A 13,429-nucleotide genomic window follows, 5' to 3' on the forward strand; every position below is an offset into this window, starting at 1 on the left:
TGAGGCCGTGCCCGCGGCAAGCATTCGCCGATAGCGAATCATCTTAAAACAACAAAGTTTACGAAAACAGCCTTCTTCTATGATAAATTTTCATTATATAGTTGACTTTATCGATCGGAATAATTATAGTATAAATACAATATATAGAGATAATAGAAAGGGATGCTTAACTTTGAGTCGTGTCTATTTAGTAGGTGCAGGTCCAGGAGATAAAGAGCTATTGACAATTAAAGCGGCAAAGGCCATTGAATCAGCAGATATCATTTTATATGATCGTTTAGTCAATCCAGAAATATTAGAACACGCTAGAGAAGATGCAAAATGTATTTTTTGCGGGAAACAGCCTGGTCAACATCAAAAGAAGCAAGAAGAAATTAATCAGTTGATGGTGGACTATGCTCAACAAGGGAACGTGGTTGCTCGATTAAAGGGAGGAGATCCTTTTATATTCGGGCGTGGTGGTGAAGAAGCATTATTATTAGAAGATGCGAATGTATCGTATCAAGTCATTCCTGGTGTGACATCAGCTAGTAGTGCCGCGACATATGCAGGTATTCCATTAACACATCGTGACTTAAGTGGTTCTGTTACTTTTATGAATGGTTCCAATCCCAGTACGAAATCGATTGATGAGTGGAAACGTATCATTCAATCAACAGATACCCTTTGCTTTTATATGGGGATTAAGCAATTATATACGACATGTGACAGGTTAATGGAAGCTGGAATGGACGCATTCACTCCTGTTGCTGTGATACATTGGGGCACATATGACATGCAAAAAACGACAGTCGATACGTTAATCAATATACAACAGCAATCAGAAAGATTTACGAATCCATCGATGATTATCGTTGGAAAAGTCGTACAGCTCCACAAAGATATTCAATGGTTCGAAAAAACAGCGGATGAATTGACGGCAAAGCTGCAATAACCTGAACGATTGAAGAAGACTAATGCTTTAGTCTTCTTCAATCACTTGTTCGATTTGCTCTTTATCTTTTTCCCAATTCCATTGCGGATTGATTCGATTTAAAAAAGCTTGAATGTGTTCATTGGACAAATCTTTTTCGCCAGTGGAATTATTGATATAGGATTTCAGCTCCCATTCTCCACCTTTTTCCTCTTCCAATGACTGCCATTTCACTGTGAAAATGTAGTCATTATCATCAATATCAGCATGAATGAGAAGAATATCTTTATGCAAGATAAAGTTACTTAAAATCATTTATATCCCTCCATTTGGTCACCCTTTTCTATTCTTATTTTTATTATACCATAAATGTAAGGGTTTACATATAAAAGTTTTGATTTTCTCAGAAGCTACAAAGAAATAGATAGAACATTTGGATGAAACGTGAACCTTCTCAACGATTACGAAAGCAGAAGATTATGCATCTTCTGCTTTCGCAAGCTTTGCTTTTGGGAAAAATAACAACAAAAGAAATGATAAAATACCGATGAAAAACAAGCCCGTATAAACGGTATCCAGTGCGTGATTCAATCCATCCTGTATAGTTTGTAACTTGTCAGCTGAGATTGTTTTTCTCATTCCTTCATTGAGTAGAAGGTCGGTACTCGCTAATTCTAATGGTTGCCCTTGTTCCTTAAAATAAGCATTCATCTGAATGTTTAATAAACCACCCAAAAATGCAGCGCCAACAGAGCTACCGATGATCCGCATGAACATATGTAATGAAGTGGCTACACCTCGATTGTGCCAACTTACATGATTTTGAATGGCTACGATAAATGCGGTGCTTGAAAGTCCCATCCCAATTCCAATGACAAATGAACTGAATCCAGCATAGATAGGTCCTTTACTAGCGTTTAATAAAAAGAAAAGAAAAGTTCCAATGAATAAAGCAATGCCACCAAATAAAGCCGTCCAACGATAACCGATTTTTAAAATGAGATGACCAGCAACCGTGGCAGCAATCGGCCAACCGATGGAAAGTGTACTTAATGTAAATCCTGCAACAATTGCTGACTCTTGCATGACCCCTTGTACATATGTCGGCAGAAAACTTGATAATCCTAAAATAATAATACCACCGAATAACGTCGCAATATTAGCGATAGCAATTAATCGATTCTTCCATAAATGCAGTGGCATCATTGGTGATGTCACTCGTGTTTCCGTAATTAAAAAGCAATAAAGCCAATGATGAAAATACCAACGAAAATAAGTGTATTTGTTGACAGCCATTCCCAATGTGAACCTGTTTGAACAAATACAATAATTAAAGCAGAAATCGAGATGAAAAAAAGGCTAGCTCCCAAGTAATCAATGGATTTCGCTTCTTTATCGACCCGTTCATGAAAGTAACGACTGACACCGTAAATGCCAATGACTCCAATCGGTATATTCATCCAGAAGATCCAAGCCCAATCAATATACTGGACAATAATACCGCCCAAAAGGGGGCCAATCACAGAAGAAATCCCCCACACACTTGATAAATATCCTTGTATTTTGGCACGCTCTTCAACGGTGTACAGATCTCCTACTATTGTAGTAACAATCGGATGGATCGCCCCAGCACCTAAGCCTTGGATTAAGCGAAAAATAACTAATGTCCCCATTGTCGGAGCCATACCGCATAATAATGAACCAATTAAAAAAATAACAACACCGGTAATGAAAACTGGTTTTCTCCCGTAGAGATCAGCCAGCTTTCCGTAAATCATTGTCGTCACAGCTTGCATTAATAAGAAACTTGAAAAGACCCAACTATATAGGGAAAAACCGCCTAAATCTGCTACGATGTTAGGCATGGCTGTTGCCACAATTGTTCCCTCAACGGCAGCCATAAACATGGATAAAATAAGTGCGATTAAGACGAATGGCCTGTGTGTTTGTTTATTATTCATTGAATCCGTCCTTTTCCTACCGTGTCTAGTTACTTATGTATGTTATCATGCATTGACTGAAAAGGAAACGGAGAGTGTGTGAAAAGACATTGAGTGTACGTATTAATAGTATTTAACTTTTATTCGTCTGACCCGAGCATATCAGCAATGATTCGATAAGAGTTGATCCGTTCGTTATGGTCATATATTTGGGAATTAATAATCACTTCATCTGCGTTTGTCTCTTCAATAAATGCCTCTAATTTTTCTTTAACGGTTTCAGGATCTCCTACAATGGTTGATTTACTGTTCATTGACTTTTCGACTGACGCTCTTTCATAAAGTGTCCACTCATTATCAATATCATCAATAGGCGGTTGCAATTTAGATGGTGCTCCTCTTACTAAACTTAAAAATTGTTGCTGTTGAGAGGTAGCCAACCATTTGGCTTTTTCTGTCGTTTCAGCTGCAATCACGTTCACACCGACCATGGCGTAGGGCTTTTGTAATTGTTCTGAAGGTTGAAACCGCTCGCGATATAATTGAAGAGCTGGGACAGTGTAATCTGGTGAAAAATGACTAGCAAATGAGAACGGTAATCCTTTTTTGGCGGCAAGTCTTGCACTAAAGTCACTTGATCCTAATAACCAAAGTGGTACATGAGCACCAGTACCTGGTATGGCCTTAACTCTAGCTTCACCTGCAAAATAATTTTCTAATTCTTCCACCTGATTGGGAAAATCTTCAGGAGAGCTATTTAATGTTCGACGTAAGGCATAAGCTGTCTCATGGTTGCTGCCAGGTGCTCTACCTAATCCTAAATCAATGCGGTTTGGATGTATTGATTCTAATGTACCGAATTGTTCAGCAATCACAAGCGGTGCATGATTGGGAAGCATAATCCCACCTGACCCCACGCGAATAGTACTTGTTTGGCTAGCGATATGATTGATCACAATCGAAGTAGCTGAGCTAGCAATGCCGGGCATATTGTGGTGTTCGGCCAGCCAGTAGCGATGAAATCCCCATTTTTCCACGTGCTGGGCCAAATCGACACTGTTTTGAAATGATTGACTCGCGTCTGCTCCCTCAAGAACAGGGGCTAAATCTAAAACGGATAAGGTTGTATTTGTGAGTGTTTGACTCAATAGTTGTCACTCCTTTAATAGCTAATAGGTTATAAAAAATGATACGCTTATTATTAAGAATCATCGAATATTTTGCTTGATTAGGAGTGATCGTTATGAAGGTAAAGCGGGTGTATGAAGAAACGCAGCATTCAGATCAATGCCGTATATTAGTCGATCGGGTGTGGCCACGGGGGGTGTCAAAGGAACGAGCTCAGTTAGATGTTTGGTTAAAAGAAATTGGACCATCCCCTTCATTACGGAAATGGTTCGGTCATGACCCCAATAAGTTTCACGTGTTTAAAGAAAAATATCTTGAAGAATTAGAACATGATGCCGAAAAGAAAGAAGCCTTTGCAACTTTAAAGTCTTACTATGACAAATATAATGGCAATATTACACTTGTTTTTGCTACAAAAGAAATGACATATAATCATGTCGTCATTTTAAAAGAGCAATTAGAAAAGGATGTAAAAAAGCAGTGATGATTTTGTATCATCACTGCTTTCAATAAGGTTTTTAGTTTTTCTCAACGTTTGCAGCTTGTGGACCGCGGTTTCCTTGCTCAATATCGAAACTAACTTGTTGACCGTCTTCAAGTGTTTTAAAGCCTTCTTCTTGAATGGCAGAGAAGTGAACAAATACATCGTCTTGTCCTTCTACCTCGATAAAGCCAAATCCTTTTTCTGAGTTAAACCATTTTACTGTACCTTGTACCATATTTCTTTTCCTCCTTGTGCATGACGCACATTTCAATGTATTACTATTCTTGCTCTTGCCTCAAAACGAAAACTTTAGTTTACCACTTGAAGGTGTCATCGAACAAAATAGCAACTTTATTATATCGTGTATTAAGGAAAGAGTCAAGTGTATTACTAAAAAAAATTCACTGTTCTAATGATTCGTTTTATGAATAAATAAGGTTCGCATTTTTGTTTCAATTTATTTATACTTATGGTTGGCCTACGAGTTTGGAGTGAGGATTTTGACATTTATTCAAGCAAAGTTACAACATTTGAATGCTGGTTATTTTGCTTTAGTCATGGCTACTGGGGCGTTATCAATCAGTTTACATCTGATGGGCTGGAATGTGATGAGTCTATGTTTATTTTATTTGAATATCAGTTTTTATATTGTTCTGGCGCTATTTACGGTTATTCGACTCATCTTTTTTACGAGAGAACTTATTTATGATTTAACAAGTCACTGGCATGGCCCTAACTTTTTTACTTTAATTGCAGGAACAAATATTGTAGGAAGTGAATGTATATTTCTTCAGGGAAATATTGATGTAGCCATCACGTTATGGGTGATATCCATATTGTTCTGGTTCCTCATTATGTATACATTTTTTACAGCTGTAACGATACGGTCAGATAAGCCAACTTTAGCGCAAGGAATTCACGGAGGTTGGCTCATTGCAGTAGTGGCTACACAATCCATCGCCGTATTAGGGGCATTGCTTATTCCTTATATAGAGAATGATGCACTGCTATCTAGTGTTTATTTTACTTCATTGGTTATGTATTTATTAGGTTGTATGCTTTATCTCAGCTTAATTACACTTATATTATATCGTTTAATCTTTGCCTCATTATCTTATCATGCGTTAACACCTCTATATTGGATTAATATGGGGGCTATGGCGATTTCGACTTTGGCAGGTTCGATCATGATTATGCGTGCAAGTTACTGGGATTGGATGAATGAGCTGTTGCCATTTTTAAAAGGTATTACTTTATTCTTCTGGGTAGCTGGCAGTTGGTGGATTCCGTTATTAATCATCTTAATGATATGGCGTTACGTGATTCACCGCTATCCATTTATGTATGATCTAAAGATGTGGGGGATGGTTTTTCCTCTTGCTATGTATAGTGCGTCAACCTATCAATTGGCAAAAGCGCTACATTTACCTTTTTTAACCAAATTGGCACAAGCATTTGTGTACCCTGCTCTTATTTGTTGGGGGATTGGGATCATCTTATTCGTCTCGCATATGGCGTTGGACTATCACAAATTCAATTACAGCTCTTGAATTCAAGGGGAAAACATTTTATGATGTAATAATGGAATCACATATTAACCGAAATGGGGTTCAATCATGGAGAAACGTTCAATATATGGACTGACATTTAACGAACTTGTTGAATGGATTGAAGAACAGGGACAAAAAAAGTTCCGTGCGAAACAAATTTGGAACTGGTTATATAAAAAAAGAGTAGATCACTTTTCAGATATGTATAATTTAAATAAAGAAACGATTCAGTTATTGGAAGATCATTTCGTTATGGGAAGTCTAACGGAAGAAATTAAGCAAGAATCTGAAGATGGTACGATTAAGTTCTTATTTAAATTAGCAGATGGTAACTTAATCGAAACGGTTTTGATGGAATTTTCATACGGCCACTCTGTTTGTGTGACAACACAAGTTGGTTGTAATATTGGTTGTTCGTTCTGTGCTAGTGGATTATTAACAAAGAATCGAGACCTAACGAGTGGTGAGATCGTAGAACAAATCATGAATGTCCAAAAGCATATGGACGAAAAAGGTAAGGGAGAACGAGTCAGCCATATCGTTGTCATGGGAATTGGTGAACCTTTCGATAACTATGATCATACGATGAGCTTCTTGCGTATTGTCAATGATCAAGAAGGTTTATCCATTGGTGCGCGTCATATTACTGTTTCAACAAGTGGCTTAGCTAAGCAGATTTATGATTTCGCTGATGAAAATTTACAAGTTAATCTAGCCTTGTCACTTCATGCGCCGAATAATGAATTGCGTACGAAAATTATGAAGATTAATAAAGCATTTCCATTAGAAAAATTAATGCCTGCCATTGATTATTATCTAGAGAAGACCAATAGACGAATCACGTTTGAATATATTTTATTAAAAGACGTCAATGATCATGAAAAAGAGGCGAAAGAATTAGTGGAATTGTTGAAAGATAAAAAACATTTATCCTATGTTAATTTAATACCGTATAACCCTGTCGATGAGCACAATCAATACAGCCGTAGTGAAAAACGGTCGATTTTGAAGTTCTATCAAATTCTCTTAGAAAATGGCATTCAATGTGGTGTGCGTGTCGAACATGGAACGGATATTGATGCTGCTTGTGGACAATTACGAAGTAAACAGATCAAGAAGGATAAACAACGTGCTTAAGTCAATTTTGTTAAAATCTTAATAACGAATGTGAATGTTTAGTCGAGTGCAGAGAGATAGCACTCGTCTTTTTTTTATGGTATCTTTCGAGCTCGTCAGTATTAAAGTGCGCTTACGATAAAATGAATATAGCGCAAACGTTTTCTATAATAATAATAAATTTAACAAGTATTATTGACACAATAAAATCAAATGTTAATATAAATGTATGCGCAATCGATTGCATTAATTGTTAGGTGTGACATAAGAAAGGCATCTATAATGGCTGAAAGGGGTTACGAGCATGATACGGAAATGGTGGAAAGAAGCGGTTGCTTATCAAATTTATCCGCGGAGTTTTATGGATTCTAACGGCGATGGAATAGGTGATATACAAGGTATTATTCAAAAATTAAATTACTTATCTGATTTAGGTATTGATGTCATTTGGATTTGCCCGATTTACCAATCGCCTAATGATGATAATGGATATGATATTAGTGATTATCAAAAGGTGTTGTCGGAATTTGGCACGATGGAAGATTTTGATCAACTGTTGCGAGAAGTTCATCGACGTGGAATGAAACTCATTATGGATTTAGTATTAAATCATACGTCTGATGAACATCCTTGGTTTATTGAATCGAAGTCTTCAGCTCGTAATCCATATCGCGATTATTACATATGGCGTTCGAGTGAAGATGGAGCTGAGCCTAATAATTGGGAGTCGATTTTTGGCGGTTCTGCTTGGCAGTATGATGAAAAGACAAATGAATATTATTTACACGTTTTTTCAGCTAAGCAACCTGATTTGAATTGGGAAAATGAAGCTGTTAGAAATGATTTGTATAAAATCGTTAATTGGTGGTTGGATAAAGGGATTGATGGTTTTCGTATTGATGCGATATCACATATAAAAAAAGAACCAGGTTTACCGAATATGCCAAATCCCGATCAAAAACGATATGTTCCCTCTTTTGCGGGACATATGAATCGTCCAGGCATTGAATATTTTTTACAAGAATTTGTCGATCACACCATTAACCATTATGATGTGATGACAGTGGCAGAAGCGAACGGAGTGTCCGTTGAGCAGGCGGAACAGTGGGTTGGTGAAACGGACGGTTATTTTGATATGATTTTTCAATTTGAGCATTTAGGTCTTTGGAAGTTCAGTGATACTGGTGGATTGGATATTCATTCATTAAAACAGACGCTTTCCAAATGGCAGTATACATTAGATCAAGTGGGATGGAATGCGTTATTTTTAGAAAATCATGATCAACCACGCTCTGTATCTACTTGGGGAGATGATGGTGCTTATTGGGAAGCATCAGCGAAGTCATTAGCAACCATGTTTTTTTTCATGCAAGGAACGCCATTTATTTATCAAGGTCAGGAAATTGGAATGACAAACGTACAATTTGATTCCATTGATGACTATAATGATGTTGCGATTCGGAATAAATATCATCAAGAACGATCGGAAGGTAGAAGTCATGAGGAAATTATGCAGGAAATATGGAAGAATGGGCGTGATAATTCACGAACACCGATGCAGTGGAATGATAACATTCAGGCAGGGTTCAGTCATGCTACTCCGTGGATGAAAGTAAATCCAAATTTCAGACGAGTGAATGTGGACGAGCAAATACAACGAACAGATTCGATTTATCATTATTACAAAGCAATGATACGATTACGCAAAATGCACGATGTGTTTGTGTATGGGAGTTATCAGTTGATTGAAGAAGCGCATGATTTTGTTTATGCTTATACGCGTACATTAGGGAGGAAAGGTGCTATTATTATTTCCAATATGTTTGCTCAATCAACAAGTATTACTTTGCCGGAAAACTTACAAACAAAGGAGTTAAAGTTGGTGTTATCTAATTACAGTGAGGAACAAAATACCCGTCATCCGATTTCTCTTCATCCGTATGAAGCAAGAGTGTATGTATGGGAAGAATAGTGCCCTGAAAAGTTCGAGCTATAGATCTCCTTCCTTTCTTGACAAAAATCAGACATTTCTTTAAACTAACATCAAGTCTATTCTTATACATATTGAAATGATCAAAACTAATAACAATGATGAGGCTAAGTAATAAAGCAATCAGGTGAAGAGAGGTGACGGTTGGTGTGAGTCACTCCTGACCTTTATGAACTCACCTCTGATGTTGCAGGAGTGAATATAATAGCTTTTGCCGTTATCCGCGTTAAGGAGATGAAGTGAGTGTTTAGTATACACTAAATTTGGGTGGTACCGCGGGAATCTCTCTCGTCCCATGAATTTTGGGGCAGGAGAGATTTTTTTAACTTCAAGAACGTATGTTTGTTTAAAGCGGTTGTCGTACATAGAATGGAAAAATGGAGCTAAAGGAGGAAGGATTATGGCTTTTGATCACGTAAAGATTGAAAAAAAGTGGCGTGACCATTGGTTGAATCATAAAACATTTAAAACTGATATCCATGCGAATAAGGACAAGTTTTATGCATTGGATATGTTCCCTTACCCTTCAGGTGCGGGTTTACATGTTGGACACCCAGAAGGTTATACTGCGACAGATATTTTATCGCGAATGAAACGGATGCAAGGATATGAGGTTCTTCACCCAATGGGATGGGATGCATTCGGGTTACCAGCTGAACAATATGCGTTGGATACAGGAAATGATCCGAAAGAGTTTACCGAACAAAATATTCAAAACTTTAGACGCCAAATTCAAGAACTAGGTTTTTCATACGACTGGGATCGTGAGGTAAATACAACCGATCCGAATTATTATAAGTGGACACAATGGATTTTCCTAAAACTTTATGAAAAGGGACTCGCATATATTGATGAAGTTCCAGTAAACTGGTGTCCAGCGTTAGGTACGGTATTGGCTAATGAGGAAGTCATTGATGGGAAAAGTGAGAGAGGCGGTCATCCGGTCGAGCGGAAACCGATGAAACAATGGATGTTGAAAATTACGGCTTATGCTGATCGTCTATTAGAAGATTTAGATGAGTTAGATTGGCCAGAAAGTATAAAGGATATGCAACGAAATTGGATCGGTCGTTCAGAAGGTGCTGAAGTTACATTTGATGTTGCGGATTCTGATAAGACTTTCCAAGCATTTACGACACGACCAGACACGTTGTTCGGAGCTACGTATGCCGTGTTTGCGCCAGAACATCCGTTAGTTGATCAGATTGTAACCGATGAGCAAAAGGATGCGGTTGATCAATATTTACAAGAAGTTCAAGTGAAAAGTGATTTAGAACGAACGGATTTAGCAAAAGAGAAGACGGGTGTGTTTACAGGAGCATACGCTATCAATCCGATTAATGGTGCCAAGTTACCGATTTGGATTGCCGATTATGTACTGATGTCTTATGGTTCTGGTGCGATTATGGCTGTTCCCGCACATGATGAACGTGATTATGAATTTGCGAAAACTTTTCATTTAGATATAGTGCCAGTGCTTGAAGGTGGCGATGTAGAGAAAGAAGCCTTTACTGGCGATGGTCCGCATATTAATTCAGGCTTTTTGAATGGATTAAATAAGCAAGAAGCGATCGATAAAGCCATTGATTGGCTAGAAGCAGAAGGTAAAGGTCAGAAAAAAGTAACGTATCGATTACGTGATTGGTTATTTAGTCGTCAACGATACTGGGGTGAACCGATTCCAGTGATTCATTGGGAAGATGGGACAATGACTCCTGTACCAGAGGACGAATTACCACTTGAACTTCCAAAGACAACAGAAATTAAAACATCTGGAAATGGTGAGTCCCCGCTTGCGAACATGGATGAGTGGGTACATGTAGTAGATCCTGAAACAGGTATGAAAGGTCGTCGAGAAACAAATACGATGCCACAGTGGGCAGGAAGCTGCTGGTACTTCTTGCGCTACATCGACCCGCATAATCCAGAGAAGTTAGCTGATTATGAACAATTGAAAAAATGGTTGCCGGTTGACGTCTATATCGGTGGTGCAGAACACGCTGTACTTCACTTGCTTTATGCACGCTTTTGGCACAAGTTTTTATATGATATTGGGGTCGTACCGACGAAAGAGCCGTTCCAGAAACTGTTTAACCAAGGAATGATTCTTGGTGAAAACAATGAAAAAATGAGTAAATCAAAGGGCAATGTCGTAAACCCTGATGAAATCGTGAAAACACATGGGGCAGATACACTACGATTATATGAAATGTTTATGGGGCCGTTAGATGCATCTGTCGCGTGGTCTACTAGTGGTCTTGATGGTGCTAGAAGGTTTTTAGAACGTGTATGGCGTTTATATGTTACCGATGAAGGTAAGTTAACTGATAAAATCACTGCCGATGCTCCAGAAGAAGAGTTAGAAAAAGCTTATCATGAGACAGTGAAAATCGTCACAGAAAACTTTGAAGAGCTTCGTTTCAATACTGGGATTTCTCAAATGATGGTGTTTATCAATCAAGCATATAAAGCGACGCAAATTCCGCAATCATATGCAGAAGGCTTTGTTAAGCTTTTATCGACCGTTGCTCCGCATATTTGTGAAGAAATATGGCAATTACTCGGTCATGACGATACCATTGCTTATGAATCATGGCCGACATTTGATGAAGCGAAATTAGTGCAAGATGAAGTTGAAATTGTCATTCAAATTATGGGGAAAGTGCGAGCGAAAATGACGGTTGATCGAAATGCTTCTAAAGAAGAAATTGAGCGATTGGCATTAGAACAAGAAGCAATTAAAGAACGTATTGAAGGAAAAACAATTCGAAAAGTAATTGTAGTACCTGAAAAACTGGTAAATATCGTGGCAAATTAAAGTAAGTGCTGTAATCAATGGTTGTCATTGATTACAGGCACTTTTTAAATATCGAAAAATGGTTTATGTATTATGAAACCAGTCAGCTTTTTCCATGTGCAAGAAAGGGATATCTGTTTCAATTTCACCAGTTATTTTGGTAGTCGTAAATGGGTGTCCTTGTAGCCAATTGCCAAAGTCGAACATCGCCGGTTCCTGGTCGCTTCCTAAAGTGAACCACGTTTTTAATTGGTCGGAACAATATGCTGAAGTATGTATGGTACCCGCCCAATTATGATATTGGGTGGAGAAAATACCATATTGCGAGCTGTTGAGTAATTGGAATGCTTCGTCTCTAGAAATGTTGATGTATGGTGTTTGTTCCATTTTTGATAGTCGATGATAGGAATCTTTTAAGAAATGCCGGTTTTCGCTTGTTAAGTATTCAAAATGGTTGGTACAAACATTGCCACTTCTCAATTTGACACCTCTTGGTGAGGTTTCGACAATCGTAGCCTTCTCACTATGAGCATCGCTTAGTACATAACTGAATGACCCGCGATGGGGGATTTCTTTTAACAACATGGCAGCTTCATCGACGTTTTTGCAATTTTCTAATACTAAGCGGCCGACCATATGACAAACAAAACCATTTCCAGGACGTTTCCGATTGATAAAAGTATATCCGAGTGCTAACCCCTTTTCGTTCATGCCATCTGAACGACCAGTTACTCGCTGACTCACACCGATAGAAGCATAGCCGTTATCTGTTGGTTGAAATACAACATATCGTCCGTCGTAGGTTTTGGGATGATAATCGTAATTACGTATCATATAGTGATTGCCGACAAAAATCGAACATCCTGAACGTTGTATATTTAATCGATATCCTCCAAATTCAAGTAGCACCCGATCCATCGACCAGTTCAATGAATCTCTTAACCCTTCAAGTTCTTCCCATATAGAGGAATTGAAATATCGAAAAATCTCTTTTGTTTCTTTTACTCCAATACGAAACCGTGGTTTACGTATTTGCCACTGCCTATTTCTATTAGCAACTAAATAGGAATTCCTTAAATGTTCCCCTTGTTTATATCCAAAGTCGTAGTGTGTACCTCGAAATTGAATAAGATCAGTATAAATCTGTTTCACATTATTTCATCCTTTGAGAAGATAATCGTTCTTAAAAAATTATAACTGACTCTTTTCTAAAAATCACTAAATAAAAACAATAAGCATATATTTGATTGATGAATGAAAGTCAGAAACAAGTAATGAATCTCAATTTTACTGATGAAGTTATATTATCAATAAGTGTTGAACATCATAAAAATAAAAGATTTTATATTTTTATTGACAATATATTATAGAACCTGTATTATTAGAAGTCGGCGTCAAAAAGACAGCAGTTAAAAAGAAATAATGAAAACAAACATCAATGTTTGACAATTTATTGTCTTTTTGCTATAATCAATTTGTCGCTTTGATGACATTGATCTTTGAAAACTGAA

The 13,429-nt window shown here is 37.6% G+C and carries 12 protein-coding genes and 1 other annotated feature; of the genes, 6 read left to right on the forward strand and 6 right to left on the reverse strand.

Annotated features, from left to right (window positions below; genetic code table 11):
* The first annotated feature begins 172 nt into the window (after positions 1–172).
* Positions 173–934 carry a uroporphyrinogen-III C-methyltransferase gene (cobA, locus tag J416_RS14135; protein WP_003474223.1) on the forward strand — a complete coding sequence of 254 codons (762 nt, stop codon included), beginning with the start codon at positions 173–175 and terminating at the stop codon, positions 932–934.
* A gap of 27 nt (positions 935–961) precedes the next feature.
* Here cobA and J416_RS14140 read toward each other — a convergent pair whose 3' ends face one another.
* The 4 genes from J416_RS14140 to J416_RS14150 all read right to left on the reverse strand — a co-directional run bounded on the left by J416_RS14140 (position 962) and on the right by J416_RS14150 (position 4,001).
* Entirely contained in the window at positions 962–1,228 is a 267-nt protein-coding gene (locus J416_RS14140; RefSeq protein WP_003474226.1) for a hypothetical protein, read from the reverse strand.
* Positions 1,229–1,390: 162 nt separating this feature from the next.
* Complete coding sequence (locus tag J416_RS16615; RefSeq protein WP_338029462.1) at positions 1,391–2,209, reverse strand: MFS transporter; 819 nt, start codon at positions 2,207–2,209, stop codon at positions 1,391–1,393.
* Entirely contained in the window at positions 2,146–2,874 is a 729-nt protein-coding gene (locus J416_RS16620; protein ID WP_338029463.1) for an MFS transporter, read from the reverse strand. The genes J416_RS16615 and J416_RS16620 overlap by 64 nt, the downstream gene beginning before the upstream one ends.
* Before the next feature lie 119 nt (positions 2,875–2,993).
* Positions 2,994–4,001, reverse strand: coding sequence for an LLM class flavin-dependent oxidoreductase (locus J416_RS14150; RefSeq protein ID WP_003474229.1), 1,008 nt, complete (start codon positions 3,999–4,001; stop codon positions 2,994–2,996).
* Positions 4,002–4,096: 95 nt separating this feature from the next.
* On the opposite strand from J416_RS14150, the gene J416_RS14155 reads away from it, so the two are divergent.
* Entirely contained in the window at positions 4,097–4,465 is a 369-nt protein-coding gene (locus tag J416_RS14155; protein WP_003474232.1) for a DUF488 domain-containing protein, read from the forward strand.
* Positions 4,466–4,499: 34 nt separating this feature from the next.
* Here J416_RS14155 and J416_RS14160 read toward each other — a convergent pair whose 3' ends face one another.
* Positions 4,500–4,700: a cold-shock protein gene (locus J416_RS14160; protein ID WP_003474236.1), complete on the reverse strand. Its 201-nt coding sequence runs from the start codon at positions 4,698–4,700 to the stop codon at positions 4,500–4,502.
* 256 nt (positions 4,701–4,956) lie between these two features.
* Here J416_RS14160 and J416_RS14165 point away from each other — a divergent pair, with 256 nt between their 5' ends.
* The 4 genes from J416_RS14165 to leuS all read left to right on the forward strand — a co-directional run bounded on the left by J416_RS14165 (position 4,957) and on the right by leuS (position 11,939).
* Positions 4,957–6,015, forward strand: coding sequence for a tellurite resistance/C4-dicarboxylate transporter family protein (locus J416_RS14165; RefSeq protein ID WP_240407287.1), 1,059 nt, complete (start codon positions 4,957–4,959; stop codon positions 6,013–6,015).
* Between the two features lie 66 nt (positions 6,016–6,081).
* Entirely contained in the window at positions 6,082–7,152 is a 1,071-nt protein-coding gene (gene rlmN, locus J416_RS14170; protein WP_003474240.1) for a dual-specificity RNA methyltransferase RlmN, read from the forward strand.
* Positions 7,153–7,435: 283 nt separating this feature from the next.
* Positions 7,436–9,103 carry a glycoside hydrolase family 13 protein gene (locus J416_RS14175; protein ID WP_003474241.1) on the forward strand — a complete coding sequence of 556 codons (1,668 nt, stop codon included), beginning with the start codon at positions 7,436–7,438 and terminating at the stop codon, positions 9,101–9,103.
* A 107-nt stretch (positions 9,104–9,210) separates the two neighbouring features.
* Positions 9,211–9,420 (forward strand) — a binding site (T-box leader).
* Between the two features lie 101 nt (positions 9,421–9,521).
* Positions 9,522–11,939: a leucine--tRNA ligase gene (gene leuS / locus J416_RS14180; protein ID WP_003474242.1), complete on the forward strand. Its 2,418-nt coding sequence runs from the start codon at positions 9,522–9,524 to the stop codon at positions 11,937–11,939.
* Between the two features lie 63 nt (positions 11,940–12,002).
* On the opposite strand, the gene J416_RS14185 is transcribed toward leuS, so the two are convergent.
* On the reverse strand, positions 12,003–13,070 hold the full coding sequence (locus J416_RS14185; protein ID WP_003474243.1) for a C45 family autoproteolytic acyltransferase/hydrolase: 1,068 nt from the start codon (positions 13,068–13,070) through the stop codon (positions 12,003–12,005).
* Between the last annotated feature and the right edge of the window lie 359 nt (positions 13,071–13,429).

This window comes from Gracilibacillus halophilus YIM-C55.5, from assembly GCF_000359605.1.
In the GTDB taxonomy this organism is placed as follows: Bacteria; Bacillota; Bacilli; order Bacillales; family Amphibacillaceae; genus Gracilibacillus; species Gracilibacillus halophilus.

Coding starts and splice junctions, on each gene's coding strand:
- J416_RS14140 (WP_003474226.1), bottom strand. CDS start 1,228: ATGATTTTAAGTAACTTTATCTTGCATAAAGATATTCTTCTCATTCAT.
- leuS (WP_003474242.1), top strand. CDS start 9,522: ATGGCTTTTGATCACGTAAAGATTGAAAAAAAGTGGCGTGACCATTGG.
- J416_RS16615 (WP_338029462.1), bottom strand. CDS start 2,209: ATGGCTGTCAACAAATACACTTATTTTCGTTGGTATTTTCATCATTGG.
- J416_RS14160 (WP_003474236.1), bottom strand. CDS start 4,700: ATGGTACAAGGTACAGTAAAATGGTTTAACTCAGAAAAAGGATTTGGC.
- J416_RS14175 (WP_003474241.1), top strand. CDS start 7,436: ATGATACGGAAATGGTGGAAAGAAGCGGTTGCTTATCAAATTTATCCG.
- rlmN (WP_003474240.1), top strand. CDS start 6,082: ATGGAGAAACGTTCAATATATGGACTGACATTTAACGAACTTGTTGAA.
- J416_RS16620 (WP_338029463.1), bottom strand. CDS start 2,874: ATGAATAATAAACAAACACACAGGCCATTCGTCTTAATCGCACTTATT.
- J416_RS14155 (WP_003474232.1), top strand. CDS start 4,097: ATGAAGGTAAAGCGGGTGTATGAAGAAACGCAGCATTCAGATCAATGC.